The sequence below is a fragment of the Pseudomonas sp. MS01C9 genome (assembly GCF_058202755.1).
Genome location: NZ_CM177073.1, coordinates 6,061,973 through 6,087,109 on the forward strand (window position 1 = coordinate 6,061,973; position 25,137 = coordinate 6,087,109).

Here is a 25,137-nt window from a genome sequence, read left to right on the forward strand (position 1 = left end):
AAATTGAACGAACATAACGATAGTCTCGACCAGTTGAAACGTGCCGCACTCCTGCGTCTGCTCAAGCAACGCGGCGCCACACGGGTCATCGAAACGGCTCATGAAGCCATTCCCGGCGCGGATCGCGACGCTCCCCTTGCGCTGTCGTTCGCCCAGCAGCGGCTCTGGTTCCTCGACCAACTGGACCCGACGGCCAGCGCCGCCTACCACATACCCGCCGTGCTGGTCCTGCGCGGCGCTCTCGACCGGACCGCCCTCAAGGCCGCCCTCGACCGTCTCGTGGCGCGGCATGAAAGTCTGCGCACCACCTTTCGTCGCGACGGCGAACAGCCGGTGCAGGTCATCGCCCCGGCCGATTGCGGCTTCGCCCTGGCCGAACATGACCTCAGCCACCTGCCCGCGGACGAAGCCGGACGCGAGGCACAACGCCTGGCCGAAGACGAAGCGGCGCAACCGTTCGACCTGCTGCATGGACCGCTGATCCGTGGCAGCCTGCTGCGCCTGGGCGACGCTGAGCACCGGTTGCTGATCACCCAGCACCACATCATTTCCGACGGTTGGTCCATCGGCATCCTGGTCAAGGAATTCGCCGCGCTCTATGGCGCGTTCAGCGCTGGACAGGCCGATCCGCTACCGCCCCTGGACCTGCAATACGCCGACTACGCCGCCTGGCAACGCCAACACCTGGAGGGCGAGCGTCTCGACCAGCAGGTGGAGTTCTGGCGCGCCCAGCTGGCCGGCGCCCCGGCCCTGCTCTCGCTCCCCACCGATCGGCCGCGCCCGGCGGTGCAGAGCTACCGTGGCGAAACCCTGGGTTTCGACCTGCCGGTCTCGCTGTCCAGCGCCATCGTGCAGTTCGCCCAGTCGCGCGCCGCGACGCCATTCATGACCCTGATGGCGGCCTGGGCAGTCCTGTTGGCGCGCATCAGCGGCCAGCAGGACCTGGTGATCGGCACCGTTGCCGCCAACCGCGACCGCCAGGATGTGCAATCGCTGATCGGCTTCTTCGTCAATACCCTGGCCTTGCGCATCCGCCTGGAAGCCAACCCGACCCTCGACCAGGTGCTGCAGCAGGTCAAGCAGACGATGCTGGACGCCTCCAGCCGCCAGGACACACCGTTCGAGCTGGTGGTCGAAGCCCTCAAGCCGCCGCGCAGTGCCAGCCACAGCCCGGTGTTCCAGACCATGCTCTACACCAACGCAGGGGGCGCCGGCGGCCAGTTGCACCTGCCGGGGCTGGACCTGGAGTTCCTGCCGTCACGCAAGGACAACACCCAGCACGACCTGTCCTTGCACATCGACGAGGGCGGCCCGAGCCTGTCCTGCAGCCTGTCGTACTCCACCGCGCTGTTCGATGCCAGCACCGTCGAACGCCTGGCCAACCGTTTCGAACGCCTGCTGCGCTGTTTCACCGAAGCCCCGGACACCCGTATCGGTGCGTTGCAGCTGGATCCGGCGCTGGCCCTGCCCGATGTCGTCGCCCAGGCGCCCATGCCACAGCGAATGCCCTTGTCCTATCACCAGGAACGGCTCTGGTTCGTCGACACCTTCGAGAACGGTTACCTGTACGAGGCCAACCCGGTCTATCACAACATTCCCCTGCTGCTGGAACTGGCCGGCGAGTTGCACCAGCCGGCCTTGCAAACCGCCCTCGACGGGTTGCTCGCCCGCCATGCGATCCTGCGCTGCCGGGTGTCGAGTGACGATGGCGCCAGCGCCTGGCAATGCTTCGACGGGCCGGCGAGCCTGCCCCTGGAAGTGATCCAGGGCCAGCCGGACAACCTGGCGACCCTGGCCCTGGCCGAGACCCGCCGGCCATTGACCATGAACGGTGGCAGCCTGGTACGTGCCTGCCTGGTACAAGGGGACGAACACAACGCCGTCCTGGCGATCGCCGTGCACCACCTGCTGGCCGACCGTACCTCCATGCAACTGCTCAAGCGCGACCTGCTGGCTCTCTATGAAGCCGCCTGCGCCGGACGCAGCGCCGAACTGCCGCCCCTGTCCCTGACCTACGGCGACTTCGCCGCCTGGCAGCGGCAGTTGCCGGCGGCGCTCACGGAGAACCTGCGGGCCTACTGGGCCTATCAACTGCGGGGCAAGCTGCAGGCCCTGGAACTGCCGTTGAATCGTCCGCGGATGGCCGTGCATGTGTTCGCCGAGGCGACCCATGACTTCACCATCGAAGCGGCCTTGGCACGTCGTCTCGAAGCCTTGGCCCGGGAAACCGGCGTCAGCGCCGACAGCCTGGTCCTGAGCGCCTTCACCGCCCTGCTGCGACGCTACGCCGGACACGACGAACTGGTGGTCGGCACCACGGCCGCTTGCCGAGAACCGGCCTTGCGCGATGTGGTCGGGCCGCTGGACAACCTGCTGGTGATGCGCGGTCTCTGCGCCAGCGATACCACCTTGCAGGAACTCTGGGAGCAGACCGCCGACAACCTGAGCCAGGGCCTGCGCCATCGCCACATGCAGTTCGACCAATTGGTGCTGGCCCTCAACCCGGCCAAGGACATGAGCCGCACCGCGTTGTTCGATGTGCTCTTCAATTTCCAGCGCAGCACCGATACCGGTGCCCTGGTCGCCGGCCTGGCGGTCAATACCCTGGAAACCAACCTGGGCTATGGCAAGAACGACCTGCACCTGCTGATTTCGGCCGGCGAGCAGCAGTGGCCCGGCCATCTGGTGTACAACGCGCAGTTCTTCGACGCCGGCTTCATCGAACAACTGATGCGTCACTACGTGCGCCTGCTGCAAGCCTTCGTCGAGGACGCCGGGCAGTGCATCGATGACGTCAACCTGCTGGACGCCACCGAGCGGCAGCGGCAGATCATCGACTTCAACGACAGCGAAGCGGCCTGGCCCGACACCCTGACCCTGCAGCAGATTTTCGAGGACCAGGCGCGCCAGCACCCGGAGCGCATCGCCGTCAACCTGGGCCAGGAACGCCTGAGCTATCGCCAGCTCAACGAGCAGGCCAACCGCCTCGCCCACCACTTGCGCGCCGCGGGCGTGCAACCGCAGGAACCGGTGGCCATCGCGCTGGATCGCTCGGTGCAGATGATCGTCGCCACCCTGGCAGTGCTCAAGGCCGGCGGTGCCTATGTGCCCATCGACCCGGCCTCGCCCCAGGATCGCATCGCCTATGTGCTGCGCGACAGCGGCACGCGCAAGGCCATCGCTCGCCCGGACATGGCGCCGACGTTGCAGGCATTGGGCATCGAGGCCTTCGAAGCCAACCCGGACAACGGCGCCAGCAGCGCCAACCCGCCTTGCGTCAATGCCCCGGACCACCTCTGCTATGTGATCTACACCTCGGGCTCCACTGGCGAGCCCAAGGGCGCGCTGCTCGAACACCGCAATGTGGTGCGCCTGCTGCACACCAATCGCCCGGACTTCCAGTTCAGCGCCGACGACGTCTGGTCGCTGTTCCACTCCAACGCCTTCGACTTCTCGGTCTGGGAAATCTTCGGCGCGCTGCTCTTCGGTGCGCGCCTGACCCTGGTACCCGACGCCCTGCGCCGTGATCCCCAAGCGTTGCTGGGCTTCCTCGAAAGCGAACAGGTCAGCGTCCTGAACCAGACGCCTTCGGCGTTCCATCAGCTCAGCGCCGCGGCGCTGGCAGCCGCGCACGTGCGCCTGGAACGGCTGCGCTATGTGATCTTCGGTGGCGAGAGCCTGGAGCTGGGCAAGCTCGACGCCTTCCACCGCGCCTTCGGCCACGTGGCCCTGGTGAACATGTATGGCATCACCGAGACTTGCGTCCACGTGACCTACAAGGCCATCGGCGCGGCGGACATCGCCGCCGGCATTTCCAACGTCGGCCGGCCGATCCCCACCACCGTGGCCTATGTGCTCGACGCCCGTCAGCGCTTGCTGCCGCTGGGAGTGGCCGGGGAAATCTGTGTCGGCGGGCTGGGCGTGGGCCGGGGCTACCTGAACCGTCCGGCACTGACCGCCGAACGCTTCATTGCCGATCCGTTCCGTCCCGGCGAGCGGCTGTACCGCTCCGGGGACCTGGGCAAACTGCTGGACAACGGTGAGATCGTGCATCTGGGCCGGATGGACGCCCAGGTGAAAATCCGCGGTTTCCGCATCGAACTGGGCGAGATCGAAGCCAAGCTGCTGGCCTGCGACGGCGTGCGCGAAGCCCGGGTGCTGGCGCGTGAAGACGCCAGCCAGGGCAAACGCCTGATCGCCTATCTGATCCCCCGTCCCGGGGCGGTGCTGGAAGTGGCCGCCCTGCGCAAGCAGCTGGGGGCCACCCTGCCCGACTACATGATCCCGACGGCCTTCGTCAGCCTGCACGCCTACCCGCTCACCGCCAACGGCAAACTGGACCAGGATGCCTTGCCGGCACCGGACCTGGACGCCATGTCCGATCGCGGCTACGTCGCCCCCGAGGGGGCCACTGAAAAGGCCCTGGCACAGATTTTCCAGGAGCTGCTGGGCCTGGAGCGCGTCGGCCGCAGCGACAGTTTCTTCGAACTCGGCGGGCATTCCCTGCTGGCGGCGCAACTGGTGGCTCGGGTGCGCCAACAGCTGGGCGGCGAGCTGATGTTGCGCGAACTGTTCAGCCATCCCACCGTGGCAGAACTGGCGCGGGTGGTGGGCAACCTGCAAAGCAGCGCCATCGAGCCCCTCGAACCGGCCGACCGCAACGCACCGCTGGCGCTGTCGTTCGCCCAGCAACGCCTGTGGTTCCTCGACCAACTCGACGCCGGGGCCGGCAGCGCGTATCACATGCCTGCGGCCCTGCTGCTGCGCGGTCACCTGGACCGGGTCGCGCTCAAGGCTGCCCTGGACCGCCTGGTGGCGCGCCACGAAAGCCTGCGCACTACCTTCGAACGCCATGGCGAACAGCCGGTGCAGATCATCGCCCCGGCCGACTGCGGCTTCGCGCTGGCCGAACAGGACCTGAGCGCGCTGCCGTACGAGCAGGCCAGCCTCAGTGCGTCGCGCATCGGCAACAGCGAGGCCCTGGCGCCGTTCGACCTCAGCCAGGGACCGCTGATCCGTGGGCGCCTGCTGCGTTTGGCCGATGACGAACACATCCTGCTGATCACCCAGCACCACATCATCTCCGACGGCTGGTCGGTGGGTATCCTGGTCAGGGAACTGGCCGCCCTCTACCGGGCGTTCAGCCAGCAACAGCCCGATCCCCTGCCGGCGCTGCCGATCCAGTACGCCGACTACGCCGCCTGGCAACACCGGGCCCTCAGCGGCGAACGCCTCGCCCGGCAGGCCGACTTCTGGCGCGACCACCTGGCGGGGGCGCCGGCGCTGCTGTCGTTGCCCACCGACCGCCCACGCCCGGCGACGCAAAGCTACCGGGGCGGCGATGTGCCGGTGCAGATCCCGGCGGCATTGCGCCAGCGGCTGGAGCATTTCTGCCAGGCCCACGACGTCACGCTGTTCATGGCGCTGCTCAGTGCCTGGTCGGTGCTCATGGCCAGGCTGGGCAACGAGCGGGACGTGGTCATCGGCGTGCCGACGGCCAACCGCGGCCGTACCGAAACCGAACAACTGATCGGCTTCTTCGTCAACACCCTGGCCCTGCGGGTGGACCTGACGCAGAACCCCAGCGTGACCCAGCTGCTGGCGCAGATCAGACAGACGACGCTGGCCGCCCACGAGCACCAGGACATTCCGTTCGAGCAGGTCATCGAAGCCGTGCAGCCGCCACGCTCGCTGAGCCACAACCCGCTGTGCCAGGTCGCGCTGTCCCTGGACAACACCCCGGGCGGCACCGAGCTGAGCCTGCCCGGCCTGACCCTGATGCCCGTGGCCCAGGCCCATGAAACATCGCAGTTCGACCTGATGCTGACCCTGGGCAACGACGGCGGTACGCTGGCCGGTGTGATCGAGTACGCCAGCGACCTGTTCGATCGCGGCACCGTGGAGCGGTTCGCCCAGCACTTCCAGATCCTGCTGGCGGCCATGGTCGAAGACGTCGAGCAACCCGTGCTCGGTTTACCATTGCTCAGCCCGGCACAGCGCCAGGCTTCGCCGGCGGTACTGCCGCCCAAGGCTGTCTTTGCCCCCGGCCTGCTGGTTCACCAACGCTTCGAAGCGTTCGCCAGCGCCCAGCCCCGGGACATCGCCCTGGTCTTCGGCGAGCAGGAACTCAGCTATCAGGCGCTCAATCGCCGGGCCAACCGCATCGCCCGGCAACTGCTCGCCCAAGGGGTACGCCCTGACGACCGGGTAGCGATCCTGGCCCGGCGCGGCGTGGAGATGGTCTGCGCGGTGCTGGCCGTGCTCAAGGCCGGCGCGGCGTACGTGCCGCTGGACCCGGCCTATCCCGCCGAGCGCCTGGCCTATCTGCTGGACGACAGTGCCCCGGTGGCCTTGCTGGCGCAGCCGGATTGCCTGGACGCCCTGCCCGCGCACCGAGTGCCATGGGTGAGCCTGGACGACTACGTCCCGGCCGCCGACCTGGCGGACGATTCGCTGGATGTGAACCCGCTGGCCGACGACCTAGGCCTGACGTCCCGGCACCTGGCCTACGTGATCTACACCTCCGGTTCCACCGGGCTGCCCAAGGGGGTGCTGGTGGAGCATGGCAATGTCGCCCGGCTGTTCGACGCCACCGCCGAGCTGTTCAGCTTCGGCAGCGACGACGTGTGGACGCTGTTCCATTCCTTTGCCTTCGACTTCTCGGTCTGGGAAATCTGGGGCGCCCTGAGCTACGGCGGCAAGCTGGTGGTCGTGCCGAGCGAGATCGCCCGCTCCCCCGATGATTTCTACGCGCTGGTGTGCCAGCACCAGGTCAGCGTCCTGAACCAGACGCCGAGCGCCTTCCGCCAGTTCATCGAAGCCCGGGAACGCAGCGACCGGGAGCACAGCCTGCGGGAAGTGATTTTCGGTGGCGAGGCTCTGGACTTCCGCAGCCTGCGGCCGTGGACCGCTCGCACGGCGCTGACCCGGACCCGCCTGGTGAACATGTACGGGATCACCGAGATCACCGTGCACGCCACTTACTACCCCGTCAGCCAGGATGAAATCGACGCCGGCGCTCCCAGCCTGATCGGCCCGCCATTGCCCGACCTGTGCCTGCGCATTCTCGACGACTATGGACAACCGGCCCCGGTGGGCGTCGATGGCGAGATCTACATCGGCGGCGCCGGCGTGGCCCGGCATTACCTCAACCGCGACGAGCTCAATGCCCAGCGGTTCATCGCCGACCCATTCGCCAGCGAGCCCGGCGCGCGGCTGTATCGCACCGGCGATATCGCCCGCTACCGGGCCGACGGCGGCGTGGTCTATGTGGGCCGCAACGACTCACAGATCAAGATCCGCGGTTTCCGCATCGAACTGGGAGAAATCCAGGCCCAGCTGTTGGCCTGTGCCGAAGTCCGCGAAGCCCTGGTCACCGTGCGCGAAGACCAGCCCGGCGACAAGCGCCTGGTGGCCTACCTGATCGCCCATGACGGGGTCGTCCCGGAGTCGTCCGCCTTGCGCAGCCAACTGGCGAGCGTGCTGGCCGAACACATGCTGCCCAGCGCGTTCGTGACCCTGACGGCCTGGCCGCTGACCACCAACGGCAAGCTGGACCGCAATGCCCTGCCGGCGCCGGATGCATCCGCCACCGCCAGCCAGCATTACGAAGCCCCGCTGGGGCCGGTCGAAAACACCCTGGCAAGTGCCTGGCAGGAACTGCTGGGGGTCGAACGGGTGGGCCGCCACGATCATTTTTTCGAACTGGGTGGGCATTCGTTCCTGGTCATCAGCCTGATCGAGCGCCTGCGCCAGGCCGGCCTGCAACTGGACGTGCGCACGGTATTTTCCGCCCCGACCCTCAAGGCCATGGCAGCCGTCCTGGCCGGTGGCGACAATGCGCGACGGGCCGTGCCGGAGAACCTGATCCCCGCCGGCTGCACCGCCATCGAACCGCAGATGCTGCCCCTGGTCACCCTCAGCCAGGGGGAAATCGAGCAGATCGTCGCCGACGTTCCCGGCGGCGCCGGCAATGTCCAGGACATCTACCCCTTGTCCTCGTTGCAGGAAGGCATCCTGTTCCACCATCTGTTGCAGTCCGAAGGCGATGCCTACCTGATGCGCACCGTGGTGACCTTCGCTCGGCGCCAGTTGCTCGACGATTTCCTCGCCGCCGTGCAGGTGGTGATCGACCGCCACGATATCCTGCGCACCGCCTTGCGCTGGCAGGGCCTGCCGCAACCGGTGCAGGTGGTGCATCGCCAGGCCCGGCTGCCGGTGGTGGCCCTGGAGTGCGCCCCCGGCGAAGACGCCCTGCAGGTCCTGCGCGACCATACGGACACCCATCACCTGCGACTCGACCTGCAGCGGGCGCCGCTGATCGCGGCCTACATCATCCACGATGAACCGGGTGACCAGTGGCTGCTGGCGCTGCTCGACCATCACCTGGTCAGCGACAACGTGACCTTGCGCCTGATCATGCTGGAGATCCAGGCGGTGCTGGCCGGCCAGGCCGACAGCCTGCCGCCGTCCCAGCCGTACCGTAACTTCATCGCCCAGGCGGCCAGCGTGTCCCAGGCCGAACACGAGGCCTACTTCCGTCGCCTGCTGGCCGATGTCGACTCCACCACCGCGCCTTACGGCGTGCTGGATGTACGAGGCAACGGCGCCGGGATCAAGCGTGCGGTCCGCCCTCTGGGCGATGAACTCAGTGCCCGGGTGCATCGCACCGCGCGCCAGCAAGGGGTGCCGACTTCGGTGCTGTTCCACGCTGCCTGGGGCCTGGTGGTGGCTGCCACCAGCGGCCGCGACGACGGGATCTTCGGCACCGTGCTCTCGGGTCGCTCCCAAGGCACCGCCGGGGCCGACCACGCCCTGGGCATGTTCATCAACACCTTGCCCATGCGCATTCGCTTGCAGCAGCACACCGTCAGCGACATCGTCCGTGACGCCTACCAGCAGCTCAGTGAACTGCTGACCCACGAGCAGGCATCCCTGGCCCTGGCCCAGCGATGCAGTGCGGTGGACGCCTCGCTGCCACTGTTCACGGTGATCCTCAACTGCCGGCATGGCGACCTGGTGAACGCCTCCGGGGAAAACGTCGAGGACATGGGCGAGCAGGAAGGCATGCACTTCATTGCTTCGGAAACCCGTACCAACTACCCCATCGAAATCGCCGTGGCCAACGTGGGCAATGGGTTCTCCCTGACCGCCCAGTCCATCACCGGGATCGATCCGCACCGCATCGCCGCCTACCTGGCCCAGGCCGTCGCCGCCCTGGTGCAGGCCCTGGAGCAAACCCCCGAGCGCCTCGCCAGCAGCCTGGACGTGCTGCCCGACGACGAGCGCCAGTTGCTGTTGCGCGACTTCAACCGCACCGCCACCGACTTCGGGCCGGCCCAGCCGATCCATGCCCTGTTCGAAACCCAGGTCCGGCTCGCCCCCGACGCCGTGGCCCTGGTCTGCGAAGACCGCCAGCTGACCTACCGCCAGCTCAACCGCCGCGCCAACCACCTGGCCCGCCAGTTGCTCGCCCTCGGCGTGCAGCCCGATCAACGGGTCGCCATCTGCGCCGAGCGCAGCCTGGACATGATCGTCGGCCTGCTGGGCGTGCTCAAGGCCGGCGCGGCCTATGTGCCCATCGACCCGGCCCACCCCGCCGACCGCATGGCCTTCATGCTCCAGGACAGCCAGCCACTGGCGGTGCTGACCCAGTCGGCGCTGTCGCTGCCCACCGGGGACCTGCCGTGCCTGCTGCTGGACACCGACGCCTCGCTGCACGCCGCCCACGATGTGGCGTTCGACGTGAACCCGCGGATCGCCGGCCTGACCCCGCAACACCTGGCCTACGTGATCTACACCTCCGGCTCCACCGGCCAGTCCAAGGGCGTGATGGTCGAGCACCGCTCGGTGTTCAACTTCTGGCAGGTGATGCGCCGCACCACCCACCAGCATTGCCCGGCCCCGGCCACCGTGGCCTTGAATGCCGGCTTCTTCTTCGACATGTCGATCAAGGGCATCGCCCAGCTGTTCTGCGGCCATCGCCTGGTGATCATCCCGCAACTGATCCGCGCCAGCGGCCACGAGCTGCTGGACTTCCTCGAACAGCACCAGGTCCACGCCTTCGACTCCACCCCGTCCCAGCTCGACACCCTGCTGGCCGCCGGCCTGCTGGAGCGCCAGCGTTACCAGCCGGTCAGCGTGCTGCTCGGCGGCGAGGCGATCAACAGCGCCACCTGGGAGAAACTGCGCAACTGCCGGAACATCCGTTTCTACAACATGTACGGCCCCACCGAGTGCACGGTGGACGCCACCCTCGACCTGATCCGCGGCCTGGGCGACCGTCCGAGCATCGGCCGGCCGTTTGCCAATGTGCAGGTCCATGTCCTCGATGCCCGGGGCGAACCGACGCCGTTGGGGGTGGCCGGGGAAATCCATATCGGCGGCATCGGCGTGGCCAGGGGTTACCTGAACCGGCCGGAACTGAGCGCCGAGCGCTTCATCGCCGACCCGTTCAGCGACCAGCCGGATGCGCGCCTGTACAAGACCGGCGACCTGGGTCGCTGGCTGGCCGACGGCACGCTGGAATACCTGGGCCGCAACGACTTCCAGGTGAAGATCCGGGGTTTTCGCATCGAACTGGGCGAGATCGAAAGCGCCCTGCTGGCCTGCCCCGGCATCCGCGAAGCCGTGGTGATCGCTCGGGAAGACAGCCAGGGCGATACCGACAACAAACGCCTGGTGGCCTACGTCTGCGGCGAGCCGGTTCCGGTCGAGCAACTGCGCAGCGCCCTGCTGGACAGTCTGCCCGAGTACATGGTGCCCAGCGCCTTCGTGCACCTGGACGCCCTGCCCCTGACCGCCAACGGCAAGCTCGATCGCCGGGCCCTGCCCGCGCCGGGTGCCGAGGCCCTGGCCAGCCAGGCCTACGAAGCGCCCCAGGGCGAGACCGAAATCGCCATTGCCGAGATCTGGAAAGGCTTGCTGCACCTGGATCAGGTCGGCCGCCACGACGGCTTCCTCGAACTGGGCGGCCACTCCCTGCTGGCCGTGCAATTGCTTTCGCGGCTGCGTCGCAAGCTGGGTGCGCGGATCAGCCTGCGCGAGCTGTTCGAAGCACCGACCGTGCGTGGCCTTGCCGCGCTGGTCAACGCCGCGTCGCCCAGTGAATCGGCATCGATTCCCCTGGCCAATCGCTCGGGACGCCTGCCGCTGTCGTTCTCCCAGCAACGCCTGTGGTTCCTCGATCATCTGGATCACGCGGCGGGCGCCGCCTATCACCTGCCGCTGGCCTTGCGCCTGAAAGGGCCGCTGGACAAGTCCGCCCTGCAGGCCACCCTGGACCGCCTGGTGGCGCGCCATGAAACCCTGCGCACCCGTTTCGAACTGGTGGATGGCGAACCGGTACAGAAGATCGCTCCAGCCGATTACCGCTTCCAACTGGAGCAACAAGACCTGCGCTCGCTGCCGGCCGACGAACGCAGCGCCACGCTGGAACGCCTCGGCCAGGTGAATGCGACGCAACTGTTCGACCTGAACCGGGGACCATTGATGCGCGGCCATCTGGTGCAATTGGCGGATGAAGAGCATGTGTTGTTCATGACCTTGCACCACATCGTGTCCGACGGCTGGTCCAACAGTGTACTGGCCCGTGAAGTGAGCGCGCTCTACAGCGCCTTCAGTCAGGGGCACAAAGACCCGCTGCCGCCCCTGGCGCTGCAATACGTGGATTACGCCGCCTGGCAGCGCAAGTCCCTGGAAGGCCCGGCGCTGCAGGCGCAGATCGATTTCTGGCGACAACACCTGGAGGGCGCGCCCGCGCTGTTGAACCTGCCGTTGGATCGCCCGCGCCCGGCGATCCAGAGCTATGCCGGCGGTATCGTCGAGTGCGCGTTCACACCGGCACTCAGTGCGCAGTTGCGCGCGTTCAGCCAGGCCCGGGGCACCACGTTGTTCATGGTGCTGCTGGGCGGTTGGGCAGTGCTGATGAGCCACCTGAGCGGCCAGCACGATGTGGTGGTCGGCACCCCTGTCGCCAATCGCCAACGCCCCGAGCTGGAGGCACTGATCGGCTTTTTTGCCAATACCCTGGCATTGCGGGTCGACACCGGGCGCGACAGCCGTGTCGAAAACCTGTTGGAACGCATCAAGCAGCAGACACTGGCGGCCTACAGTCATCAGGACCTGCCTTTCGAACAGGTGGTCAGCGCCCTGCAACCAACCCGCAGCATGAGTCACAGCCCGTTGTTCCAGGTGATGCTGAGCCTGGACAACACGCCGCCGTCACCGCTGCAACTGCCAGGGCTGGACGTGCAGACCCTGGAAAGCCCACACAACACCACTCAGTTCGACCTGTCCCTGTCGTTGATCGACAACGGCGAGCGCATCGGTGGCAGCCTGCAGTACGCCAACGACCTGTTCGACCGCGTCACCGTGCAGAACATCGCCGGACTGTTCGCCACGGTCCTGGAACAGCTGGTCGCCGATCCCCGCCAGTCCCTCGGCCAGTTGCTGGACAACCTCCCGATGCTGGTGCGCTCGGCCAGCGCCACGCAGCAGCCGGAAAGCCTCGCGGACAGCCCGGTCCAGGCCCTGCCCTACGAGGCGCCGCAAGGCGATACCGAGATCGCCATCGCGGCGCTCTGGCAGGACCTGTTCAAGCTGGAACAGGTCAGCCGGCATGACGATTTCTTCAGCCTCGGCGGCATTTCGTTGATGGCGGTGCAGATGGCTTCGCGGCTGCGCAAGGTGCTGGGCAAACCCATCGCGGTGCGTGACCTGTTCGTCGAGCCGACCATCGCCGGTTTCGCCAGGACACTCGACGGCCAGGCACGACCGGGCGCCCACGGCAATCTGGTGCCGATCCGGCGGACCGGCTCCCAGCGGCCATTGTTCCTGGTGCATCCGTTGGGCGGTGAGGTCCAGTATGCGCGGGACCTGGCGTCGGCACTCGATCCCCAGATGCCGGTCTACGGCCTGGCCGCCAGCGGCCTGGTGGCGGGGGAGGCGCCGCTGTCGGATGTCGGCGCCATGGCCACGCGCTACCTGGCCGCCATCCGCCAGGTCCAGCCGCAAGGGCCGTACCGGATCGCCGGTTGGTCGGCCGGTGGGCTGATCGCCTATGAAATGGCACGCCAGCTCCAGGCCGGTGGTGAAGCCCTGGAGTTCCTCGGCATCATCGACGCATCGGCACGCCCTGATCCGGTCCCGGCGCCGGCGGTGAGCGAGGCTCAGTTCCTGATGGCCTGGCTGCCCGAGCAGATCGACCCCGACCTGTCCCGGCAACTGACGGCGCTGGCCGAGGACTGCGCCATCGAGGCGATGCTGGCGCTGTGCAGAGCCAATCGCCTGTTGCCCGAGGAGCTGCCTCACGACATCGATGCCGGCCTGTTGCGCACGCACCTGGCGGTGGCCTATGCGACACGGCAGGCCATCGGTGCCTATGTCAGCCTGCCGAGCCCGCTCAAGGTGTCGTTGTTCACAGCCAGTGACCAGCAACGCAGCGATCCGACCCTGGGCTGGCGCGCACTGCTCCAGGATCGGGTGAGCGTCACGGCCCTTCCCGGCACTCACAACACCGTGGTCAAGGCTCCCCATGTCACCGGGCTGGGCGAGGCGATTTCCCGGGAGCTGAGGACTGCCATGGCGTCATGACCCACCCCGTGGGCGTGGTCCAGCCTGCAGGGCGATGGCCCGGTCAGTCTCGACGATGACCGGGCCATCGCCGCGCGGGTTTGCCTGCGACGGCAATGGCCCAGACAGCTGCAAGGTGTCTGGCTCGACACTTTCGAAGGTCGGCCCGCCGTCACGAGGTTCCATGGCCTGGCAACTGTCCCGGTTTTCCGCCACAGACTTTTCCCGCCGGGCCATGCTTAATAACCACCAAGGCTGAATCGTTTTAGTGGCTGGAGTCCACGAACGCTCATCCGTTGCGTAACCCACGATCACTCTGGAGGGAGCCTTATGCATGTGATCATTACGGCCGTCGGCTCAGCCGGTGACGTCCATCCTTTTGTCGGCATCGGTCGCACCCTTGCGGCGCGCGGGCATCGGATCACGTTTTGCGCCAGCGCCGCGTTCGCCCCATTGATAGAACGCTGCGGCTTCGAGTTCCTGCCCTTGGGCACCCGTGAAGAATATGACGAAGTCATGGCCGACCCGGCCCTCTGGCACCCGCGGACTTCGTTGCCGACGCTCTGGAAAACCATCGCCAGCACCCTGCGTGAACAGTATCGACTGCTGGAACAGGCCTGCGACGACGAAACCGTCATGCTGGGTTCCTTGTGGGCGTTTTCGGCGCGTCTGCTGCATGAGAAGCACGGCATCCCCCTGGTCACCGCCCAGGTCTCGCCATTCGGCTTCTGGTCCGCCGCGGCGCCTTCGACCCATCCACCAGGCACCAACCTGCCAGGCTTCGTGCCTTATCGGATGAAGCGCCTGCTGCTGGGCCTCATCGAACGAGCGTTCCTGGATCGGGTCATGGCGCCGCAACTCAACAGTTTCCGTCAGGAGCTGGGATTGCCTGCGGTCAAACGCATCATCAGCCAATGGATTTCCTCGCCGGATCGGGTACTGGGGCTGTTCCCGCAGTGGTTCGCCCCGGTGCAGCATGACTGGCCCGCGCAGACGGTGCTGACCGGCTTTCCGCTGTTCGATGAGTCGGGCTTCCAGCAGATGGACGCCGAACTGCAAGACTTCCTGGACGAGGACAATCCGGTGGTGTTCACCCCGGGCTCGACCATGGTCAACAGCGAGCAGTATTTCACTGCGGCGGTCCAGGCCCTGAAGCAAGTGAATCGGCGCGGCGTATTCCTCACCAGCCAGCCAGTCGACCCGGCGGTGTCCGCCCAAGGCCGGATCCTGGTGCGGCGCTATGTACCGATGAGTCGCATCCTGCCCCAGAGTGCGGCCCTGGTGCATCACGGAGGCGTCGGGACCACGGCGCTGGCCATGGCGGCTGGCGTGCCGCAGATCGCCACGCCGTTCGCCCACGACCAGTTCGACAACGCCGCGCGGATGGAGCGACTGGGTTGCGGTTTGCGGGTATTCCCGCCCGCCTCCGCCGAATCGCTGGCCGCGGCGCTGGACAAGGTCTTGAACAGCCCCGACGTGCGCGCCAGCTGTGATCGCTATCGCGCGCTGATCGCCAGTGGCGACAGCGCCTGTGAAGCGGCGGCGCAGCAAGTCGAAGCCCTCGCCCGCCGGGCCACGCACGGCACCGCGCCGAAACGCTACCAGGTCGCATAAGCCCACCCAGGCACAGCGTACGCAGGGAAGAACCCGCCACCGACAGCAAGCGCCCGGATGCCTGCTGTCGGCTTTGAAAAGGACAACGGACATGGACGTACTTTACCCGCTTACCGCCCCGCAACTGGACATCTGGCTGGATCAGGTGCTGCATGGAGACAGTCCGCTGTACAACATCGGCGGCTACGCGCGCATCAATGGCTCGGTGGATGCCTCGAGACTGCGACAGGCCATCGACCAGGTGGTCGCCCGCCACGATGCCCTGCGCATCCATCTGGTGCCCGGTTCGGCCGAACATCCCATGCCGCGCCAGCGCTTCCTGGCGTCGGCGAGCGTACCGCTGGCCCTGCACGACGTGTCGACGCAAGCCGATCCGCAAGCCAGCGCCCTGGCCTTGTTGCAAGGGAACCTGCAAACGCCGTTTTCCTTCGACAGCGGGCTGCTGTTTCGCGCGGTCCTGATCAAGGTCCGCGAAGACCTCCATTACTTTTTCATCAATTGCCATCACCTGATCATCGACGGCTGGTCCTTCGCCATGATCGGCCGGGCCATCAGCCAGGCCTACACCGACCTTTCGGTGTCGCCGGACGCCCTGGAACCAGCGCCGACCTATCAGGCGTACATCGAACAACAGCGAGCCGACAGGGACTCACCGGCCTTCCAACGCCAACGCCAATACTGGCTGGACAAATACAGGACGGTGCCCGAACCCTTGCTCGCGCCTCGTTACCAGGCCCAGTCCGGCCAGCGCCTGGCCCCCAGCCGAAACCATGCCTGGCGCCTGCCGCGAGCGTTGTACGACCGTCTTGGCGAGCGGGCGAAGGCCTGCGGACAAGCGACGGTGTTCCACGCCATGCTGGGCCTGTTGTACAGCTACTTTGCCCGAGTGACCCTGCGCGATGAAATCGTGATCGGGCTGCCGATCCTCAACCGCGCCAATGCCGCGCACAAGGCCACGGTGGGGCTGTTTGTCGGCATGAGCCCGGTACGCCTGAGCCTGGGTACCGAGTCAAGCTTCAGCGAGCTGGTCTCAAGGATCGCCCTGACACTCAAGCAGGACTACCGCCATCAACGTTTTCCCTTGAGCGAACTGAACCGGGAACTGGGCTTGCAGCATCAGGGCCGCCGGCAGCTGTTCGACCTGGTGGTGTCCTACGAACAGGACCAGGACACCTGGTACGCAACGGCCCCCGCGCAGCCGGTCAAGCTCAGCAACGGCTACGAACAGATGCCCCTGGCGATGCACATCCGCGAAGCGGCGCCGGACGACGATGTGTCGATGCATTTCATCTACAACGAAGCCTACTTCGATGCCACGCAGATCGAGGCGATGCAACAGCGCTTCATGCATATGCTGCAGGGCGTGGTCGATGATTTCGACGTGCCGGTCAAGGCTCTCGACCTCATGCCACCGGCCGAACACCAGTTGCTGGCGCAGTGGAACCGCACAGCCGTCGACTACCCCAGGGACGTGCTGCTGCACGGGCTGATCGAAGCCCAGGTGGCCGCGCGCCCGGAAGCGATAGCGGTACGTTTCGAGAGCCGGGCACTGACCTATGATGCGCTGAACCAACAGGCCAACCGGTTGGCCCATGCCCTGATCGAGCAAGGCATCGGCCCCGACGCCCGAGTCGCCATCTGCCTGGAGCGGAGCCTGGAAATGGTGGTGGGCCTGCTGGGAATCCTCAAGGCGGGCGCTGCCTATGTCCCCCTGGACCCCGGATATCCCGCCGACCGCCTGGACCACATGCTCAAGGACAGCGCTCCCGGCGTGCTTGTCACCACCCGGGGGTTGCTGGCGAACCTGCCCACGGTGGATGTGCCTGTGCTGTGCCTGGACACCGACCTCGACCGCCTGGCCCGGCAACCGACGCACAACCCGGACGCCAGGGCCCTGGGCCTGACACCCCGGCACCTGGCCTACGTGATCTACACCTCAGGCTCCACCGGCCTGCCCAAAGGCGTCATGAACCAGCATGACGGCGTCGTGAACCGCCTGCTCTGGGCTCGCGATACTTACCGGGTGGACGAGCACAGTCGGATCCTGCAGAAAACCCCCTTCAGTTTCGACGTCTCCGTCTGGGAATTCTTCCTGCCCTTGCTGAGCGGCGCGCAACTGGTGGTCGCGGCCCCCGGCGGTCACCAGGATCCCCGCTACCTGATGGACATCATGGCTGGCGCCGGCATCACGTTGCTGCATTTCGTGCCGTCGATGCTGCAAGTGTTCCTGGACCAGGTCGAGCCCCAGCGCCTGTCGGCCCTGCAGCAAGTGCTGTGCAGTGGCGAAGCCTTGCCCCATGCCCTGCAGGTGCGGTTTTTCGAGCATTTGCCGCAGGTGCGACTGCACAACCTGTATGGCCCCACCGAAGCGGCCATCGACGTCACTGCCTGGCAGTGCCGGCCCGACGTACACCCCGGCATCGTCCCGATCGGACAGCCGATCGCCAATATCCAGCTGTATGTCCTCGACGCGAACCTGCAACCGCTGCCGCCCGGCATCGCCGGCGAGCTGCATATCGGCGGCATCGGTGTGGCGCGAGGTTACTTCAACCGGCCGCAGCTCACCGCCGAGCGGTTTGTCGGCGACCCGTTCCAGGCCGATCCCCAGGCGCGGCTGTACAAGACCGGCGACCTGGCTCGCTGGCTGCCCGATGGCAGTCTCGAATACCTGGGGCGCAACGACTTCCAGGTGAAAATCCGCGGCCTGCGGATCGAACTCGGCGAACTGGAGGCGCGCCTCGCTACCTGCGAAGGCGTGAAGGAAGCGGTCGTGATCGCTCGCCAGGCAGGTGAAGGCGATGCGTACCTCAGCGCCTACCTGGTGGGCGAACCCGGGCACGAACTCTGCCCGCAGGCCCTGCGCGAGGCCTTGCGCCGACAGGTGCCCGACTACATGGTGCCCCGGCACCTGATCCAGCTTGAACGACTGCCCCTGAACGTCAACGGCAAGCTGGACCGAAAGGCCCTGCCCGAGCCCGAACAGACCTTAGGCAGCAGCGATGCGACGGCGCCGCGTACCCCCCTGGAACGGATGCTGGCCGACCTCTGGGCAGAGAACCTGGACCGGCCGGCGCCGGGCATCCACGACAACTACTTCATGCTGGGCGGCGACTCGCTGAAAGTCATCCATTTGCAGATCAAGGCACGTGAACAAGGGATCGGCCTGACACTGGCCCAGGTCTATCAGCACCCGACCATCGCGCAACTGGCCCACAGCATCCAGGCCCAGGCCATCTCGCCGATCCCCCTGCTGCCGTCGATGCACGTGGCACCGTTCGCCCAGGTCCCCGAGGCGATTCGCCTGGCCCACGAAGGCGAGTTCGACGATGTGTACGCGGCCTCGCAGTTGCAGGTCGGGATGATCTATCACTCGATGATGCATCCGGACTCGGCGATCTATCACGATATCTTCCGCTATCGCCTGCGCCTGCACTGGGATCCGATGGCCTGGCAGCGTGCCTGCCAGGCGCTGATCCAGCGCCACCCGGCGTTGCGCATGTCGTTCGACATCGGTCACGCCGAAGTGCCCATGGCCCGGGTACACCCCGTGGTCGAAGCCCCCGTGCAGGTTGTCGATGCACGCTCGCTGAGCCCCGATGCCCGCGCCCAGGCCATCGCCCGCTATGTGGATGAACGCAAGCGTTATCGCGAGGATTGGCAGCAGGCCCCGTTGTATCAGTTCTGTGTCTTCGTGGCGGCGCAGGAAATCGACCTGGTGCTGAGTTTCCACCATGCGATTCTCGACGGTTGGAGCGTGGCGACCCTCATGCGCGACCTGATCACGCTCTACACCTCGACGCAAGGCTCGGACGCCCTGCCGGCGCTGACGACCACGCCGGCCGATTTCATCGTCCTGGAGCGGGAGGCCATGGCCGATGATGCCCATCGCCAGTTCTGGAGCGAATACCTGCGCGAGGCGCCCACCGCGTCCATGACCAGCTGGGTGCCCGTGGTGGCCCCGGATACGACGCCGCACCGCTCGGCCTACCGGGAGCTGCCTGGTGCGGATCTGGCGCGGCTCGAAGCGTTCTGCCGCGACCAGGACCTGCCGTTGCGCGCCGTGCTGCTGGCCGCCCACGGTTTCGCGCAAGCCATCATGTCCAACCAGAAAGAAGTGCTGTGCGGTGTCATCAGCCATGGCCGGCCGGAGTTCGAGGACGCGGCCTCGGTCCTGGGCCTGTTCCTCAACACCCTGCCCCTGCGCTTCAACGCCCAGGGCCAGAGTTGGCTGGAGATGATCCGAGGGTTGATCGGCGAGGAGCAGCAGGTCTTCCCCCATCGGCGTTATCCGTTCGCCCTGATTCATCGCGACACCGCCGTTGCGCTGAACGTGGTGTTCAACTACGTCGACTTCTATGTACTCAAGGACATGCTGACCCAGGGTGACGAGATCCTGGTGGAATGGGACACCACGGAAGCCAGCAACTACGACTTGCTGACCACCATGGGCCGCCACCCGGGCAATGGTTCGCTGATGCTGAAAATGGACTATTGCACGGCCCGCGTCGCCACGAGCCAGGTCGAGGCCTATGCCGAATACCTGTTGCGCACCCTTGAGTCGATCGTCGCCGAGCCCACTGCGGTGCCCCGCATTCCAGCCTGGCTTCCCCAGATCGAGCAAGCCACGCCGGTGACCGCTCCCCGGCACAATCTGTCGACCCTGCTGCAGGAGAGCCTGGGTCGCCACGACGAGCAGATCGCCCTGAGCTTCGAGCAGACCCGCCTGTCCTACCGTGAGCTGCGCAACGGTTGTGCGCAGCTCACGCAGTGGCTGCACCGGCAGGGTATCGGCCAGGGCGATCGGGTGGCGATCATGATGCCCCGCTCCCCCGAGCTGATCGTCGCCCTGCTGGGTGTCGTCCAGGCCGGCGCGGCCTATGTGCCGATCGACCTGAGTTACCCCCACGACCGCATCCGGCTGATCCTGGAAGACTCTCAGCCCAGCCTGGTGCTGTTCGCCGACGCCTCGGCGCACCTGGCGCCCCTGGCCAGCCAGGGAGTGAAGCGCCATTGGGACAGTGTCGTCAGCGAGTTCGACGATGACCTTGCACGCCACCTCGCGCTGGTTTCCACCCTCGCCGCCACCATCGCCGACGAAGATAACGCCTACGTGCTCTATACCTCGGGCTCGACGGGACGGCCCAAGGGCGTGGCGATGCCTCACCGCGCACTGACCAACATGATCCTCTGGCAGAACCGCCGACAGGACGAGGACAGCAGCGCCGCACCGCTGAAAACCTTGCAGTACTCGCCCATTTCGTTCGACGTGTCGTTCCAGGAAATCTTCTCGACCCTGTGCTGCGGCGCGCAACTGGCCTTGATCGATGAAGGGCTGCGCTACGACTTCATCCGCCTGCTGAAATTCATCGGCGAGCACGCGGTCAATCGCCTGTTCCTGCCCTACGTCGCCTTCCAGGGCCTGGCGGAAGTGGCCCAGCAACTGGGCATTCGCCCCGTATCGCTGCGCCAGATCAGCGTGGCTGGCGAACAACTGAAGATCACCGGCGAAATCCGCGCCCTGATCGATGGCCTCGACGATTGCCGGGTGGAAAACCACTACGGCCCGACCGAAGCCCACGTGGTCACGAGCCTGAAGCTCGAAGGCGCCACCACGACCTGGCCGAGCATGCCGCCCATCGGTGCGCCAATCGACGGGGTTCGCATGCATGTGCTGGACGCAGCGGGCGAAGCCTGCCCGGTCGGGGTCATGGGCGACCTGTACATCGAGGGCACCTGCCTGGCGAACGGCTACTGGAATCGACCCGACCTGACTGACGAGCGCTTCGTCTATCGCCAGCTGGACGGCCGGACCCGGCGCCTGTACGAAACTGGAGACATCGGTTTCTACCTGCCCTGGGGCGACCTGGTCTACCAGGGACGCAGCGACGCCCAGGTCAAGATCCGCGGCTATCGCGTCGAGCTGGGCGAGATCGAACTGGCGATGCTCGGCTCCGCCCGGTTCGGCGCGGACATTCAACAGGTGGCGGTCATCGACAAGACCGCCGCCGACGGCACGCGCTACCTGGTGGGCTTCGTCCAGGCCATGCCGGGGTGCCAGCCGGATCTCGACCAGCTCAAGGCCGAAATGCGCCTGGCCCTGCCCGACTACATGGTGCCGAACACCCTGGTCGGCATCGTCCGGATACCCCTCGGCCCCACCGGCAAGATTGACCGGCGACGCTTGCAGGAAGTCGATGTGCAGCACACCTCCCAACGTCCGTTCACCGGCCCTCGCACGGTCGCCGAGGACCTGCTGCAAGCCTACTGGCAGGAAACCCTCGGCCTGGAACGGATCAGCGTGCACGACAACTTCTTCGAGCTGGGTGGCAACTCCCTCAAGGCCGTGCAGCTGGTCGCCATGCTGACCCGGCACCAGGGCTTCGCGCCGTCGCTGTCCGATTTCATCCAGGCACCGACCATCGCCGAATTTGCCCAGGTGCTGCAACAGGCCGGTACCGCGCCCGCCGAAACCGGCGCGCTGGTGGACTTCAAGAACGCCAGCCGGGCACCGACGCTGTTCCTGGTCCACCCCATCGGCGGGCATGTGCTCTGCTATGCCGCCCTGGCCCGGGTGCTCAAGGACCAGGTCCATCTCTATGCGCTGCAGGCTCCGGGCACCTGGGATGAGCGTGGCCCGTTGCACTCGGTACCGGCCCAGGCGGTGCATTACGCCGACGCCATCGAACAGGTCGCGCCCCAGGGCCCGCTCAATATCGGTGGCTGGTCCTACGGCGGGGTCGTGGCGTATGAACTGGCGAGCGAGCTGCAACGGCGCGGCCGGCGCCTGCACAACGTGTTTCTGCTGGACACCATCGTGCGCGTCAAGCAAGGCGACGTGCAGATCGAGCGCAGCGAATTCATGAACTGGTTCATGTGGGAACTGCTCAGCGGCGATGGCCAGAAAGAATACGACTACCAGGCGCTCGACTTCTCTGCCATGCAAGACCAGCAAGCCTTCGAGGCGATCAGGCGGCACGCCATCGACCGCGGCGTTTTCGACCAGACCCTGACCCTGGCCACCCTGGACCAGTTGTTCCGGGTCTTCCATGCGAACTGGCAGTCGTTGCTGGACTACCGCTTTGCGCCACTGGATCTGCCGATCACGCTGTTCGCCGCGGATGTGCAGTTGCCCGAGGTGCTGCAAGCCCCCCACGAACTGGTGGGCACCGCCTTCGACGATCCGTATCGCGGCTGGCGCTCGATCGCCCCCCAGGTACAACGGATCGCCGTGGAGGGCGACCACCTGACCATGATGCGTGAACCGCACATCGTCCGGGTCGGTGAATTCATCAAGCTACGCATGGACGCGGCCCGGACCGAGCACATCGGATCCCGGACGGCAATCGTTTGAACGCCCCTAAGCGGCTCGAGAAAGGTGAAACAGCATGACTGAACCCAGGAAAGCCATCGTGGCGGGCGCCGGCATCGGCGGGCTGACCGCCGCCATCGCCCTGCAGCGGGCCGGTTGGCAGGTCAAGGTCTTCGAAGCGGCCCAGACGCTGCGTACCGGTGGTACCGGCCTGTCCATCATGGCCAATGCCATGGCGGCGCTGCACGCCATCGATGCCCATGTCCCGGTGGAACAGGCGGGCCAGGCCATCAAACGGTTTTTCTTCAAGAAACAGACCGGCACGCCCATCACCAGCATGCCGATCCATGAGATCGGCGAACAGCTGGGCCACCCCAGCGTGAATATCCAGCGTCCCTTGCTGCTGCAGGCCTTGGCCCGCCAGCTTGCCCCCGACACCCTGACCACAGGGTTGCGCTGCGTGGGTTACGCCCATCGCCCGAATGGCGTGACGGTACGCTTCGAGGATGGCAGCAGCCAGGAGGCCGACCTGTTGATCGGCGCCGATGGCCTGAACTCGGTGGTGCGCCAGCAGATGCTGGGGAAAACACCGACACGAGCCTCGGGCTACATCGCCTGGCTGGCGGTGACGCCGTTCAGTCACCCGGTGATGAGCGAAGGGTATGTGGCGCATTACTGGGGTCGCGGCAAACGCTTCGGCTTGTGCGACGTGGGGGACGGCCAGGCTTACTGGTGGGGCACCTGCAACAGCGACAACGCGGCGGATGCCGCCTTGAACATCGACAAGCAGGAAGTGCTGGCGGCCTATGCCGGCTGGGCGCCGGAAGTCGTCGCGGCCATCGCGGCCACCCCCGAAAGTGCGCTGCTGAAAATGCATGCCCGGGATCGCCAGCCGGTGAAGCAGTTCTGCGACGGCCACGTCGTGTTGCTGGGCGATGCGGCGCATCCGATGTTGCCCAGCCTGGGCCAGGGCGCGGCGCAGGCGATCGAAGATGCCGTGGTGCTGGCCGACCGTCTGACGCAGACGCCGGACCTGCGTACCGCACTGGCCCAATACCAGGAATACCGGCTCCCACGGGCCAACGGGATCGTCAATGCCGCGCGCTTCATGAGTGGTATCGAGCAAGCCGAGTCAGCGCTCGCCTGCTGGTTCCGGGAATGGTATTTCCGCCTTGTCCCGCAAAGCAGCTGGCGCAAGAAGAACCTGGATATCCTGTCGTTCAAGGGCGGTTGACCGCAGGTTTGCACCTACGTCAATGACAAAAACGGACTCACCCATAGACAAAAAATGAAAAAAAATTCAAAAAATGGAATTGTCCTACATACTTGAACGCGCAATTCTGTGGCCATTTGGGGATAGCAAACGGCCTGCTGAGCCGCCAGAAAACAGACGGATTGCTCGTAGGAGTCGCTAGCGAACTCCCTATTCGTTTGTTTTCAAAAGGGTATTTCCATCGCCGAAAAAGCAGCCATTCAGCAATGAGGATGTCGTTGACCGGAAGCGTTTTGCCAGCAAGCAGGGAAGGATCGGTTGGACAGTGCTACCCGGTTGCCCCCGGATTGTCCCTGTTTTCCCTTACAGACTTTTCCTACATGCGAATGCTTATATAGTCCTACCGGCTGAATCGTTTTTTATGTGAATGGATTCACAGGTGATATTTGATCCTCAGGTATTAATCCAGAAAGGCTTCAGCATTTTGGGAAGCGGTCGGATTTTCCTCCGTCAACGATCACTGAAATGCAGAGCAGTTTCGATATGCAGGATAAGCATATGAATCGACATGCGGTTTTTGGAGGTGCGCAAAACACGCACATCTACGCGGAGCTAGGAAGGCTGATTTCAAGTGTCGGACACGAGAGTTTCTTGACCAACATGCACCAGCTGATCGAACCCTCGGTGCCGATCGGTCGACTCGAACTGAGTGAGTGGACGGTGGACGACAACCAGACGACTGTCCTCGATGTGCAATTGCTGGGCGAGGCTGGCCAGCAGAAAAGCCCGGAGATGCAATCGGTCTGCCCTACCACGGCAATCCAGCGCAACGACCATCCCCTGGTGAAACGAGTACTGGAAGTCGATGACGCCCTGTTGATCCACCTGGGCGCCCGACTGAAGGACGAACGAGGCAATACCTGCCTGGGCACGTCCCACCAGTGCAGCCTGATTTCCCGCAAAGGCAACCGCCGCTGCGTGATCTCATTGCACCGCCCCCAGCTGCATCGCGACTTTTCCCTTCAGGAACTGTCGTTTTTGAAATACCTCTCCGAAACCCTGCTGCCCCTGGCCGAGCGCCATGCCCATCTGAACCGCCAGTCCAGTGTCAAGGCGCTTGGCGGTGCATCGAGCCACTCGCTCAATGCGGCTGAGCAGACGCAGTTGCAGCGCGACTTCAACGAACGGTTGAGTCCCTGCGACGTCACCCTTTCGGTGCGGGAGAAAGAGGTGTGCCTGGGGCTGCTGGCCGGGGGTACCGTCCCGGAGATCGCGGAAAAGCTTCGGGTCAAGAACAGCTCCATCGAAACCTATCTCAAACGCGCCGCCGCCAAGCTTGGCGTCAGCGGACGCCATGGGCTGGCGAAGTGGATGATCGGATCATGACCGACCGGCGCGGGCAACCGCGCCCCCAACCGAACCCGCCTGC

At 65.8% G+C, this 25,137-nt stretch carries 5 protein-coding genes; all 5 read left to right on the forward strand.

Annotated elements, in window-relative coordinates:
* Nucleotides 1–3: 3 nt before the first annotated feature.
* The 5 genes from AC1M7R_RS26760 (at nt 4) to AC1M7R_RS26780 (ending at nt 25,094) form a co-directional block, all read left to right on the forward strand.
* Nucleotides 4–13,593, forward strand: coding sequence for an amino acid adenylation domain-containing protein (locus AC1M7R_RS26760; RefSeq protein ID WP_490610131.1), 13,590 nt, complete (start codon nt 4–6; stop codon nt 13,591–13,593).
* 309 nt (nt 13,594–13,902) lie between these two features.
* Nucleotides 13,903–15,186, forward strand: coding sequence for a glycosyltransferase (locus tag AC1M7R_RS26765; RefSeq protein WP_072431537.1), 1,284 nt, complete (start codon nt 13,903–13,905; stop codon nt 15,184–15,186).
* Nucleotides 15,187–15,277: 91 nt separating this feature from the next.
* A complete protein-coding gene (locus AC1M7R_RS26770; protein ID WP_490610132.1) occupies nt 15,278–22,537 on the forward strand; it encodes an amino acid adenylation domain-containing protein in 7,260 nt (2,419 codons plus the stop codon).
* Nucleotides 22,538–22,571: 34 nt separating this feature from the next.
* Complete coding sequence (locus tag AC1M7R_RS26775; RefSeq protein WP_072396698.1) at nt 22,572–23,729, forward strand: FAD-dependent monooxygenase; 1,158 nt, start codon at nt 22,572–22,574, stop codon at nt 23,727–23,729.
* 537 nt (nt 23,730–24,266) lie between these two features.
* Complete coding sequence (locus tag AC1M7R_RS26780) at nt 24,267–25,094, forward strand: helix-turn-helix transcriptional regulator (RefSeq protein ID WP_072396716.1); 828 nt, start codon at nt 24,267–24,269, stop codon at nt 25,092–25,094.
* The last annotated feature ends 43 nt before the right edge of the window (nt 25,095–25,137 follow it).

Excerpts from the sequence above, each read along its gene's own strand:
- AC1M7R_RS26770 (WP_490610132.1), top strand. The coding sequence starts at position 15,278 with ATGGACGTACTTTACCCGCTTACCGCCCCGCAACTGGACATCTGGCTG.
- AC1M7R_RS26780 (WP_072396716.1), top strand. The coding sequence starts at position 24,267 with ATGAATCGACATGCGGTTTTTGGAGGTGCGCAAAACACGCACATCTAC.
- AC1M7R_RS26775 (WP_072396698.1), top strand. The coding sequence starts at position 22,572 with ATGACTGAACCCAGGAAAGCCATCGTGGCGGGCGCCGGCATCGGCGGG.
- AC1M7R_RS26765 (WP_072431537.1), top strand. The coding sequence starts at position 13,903 with ATGCATGTGATCATTACGGCCGTCGGCTCAGCCGGTGACGTCCATCCT.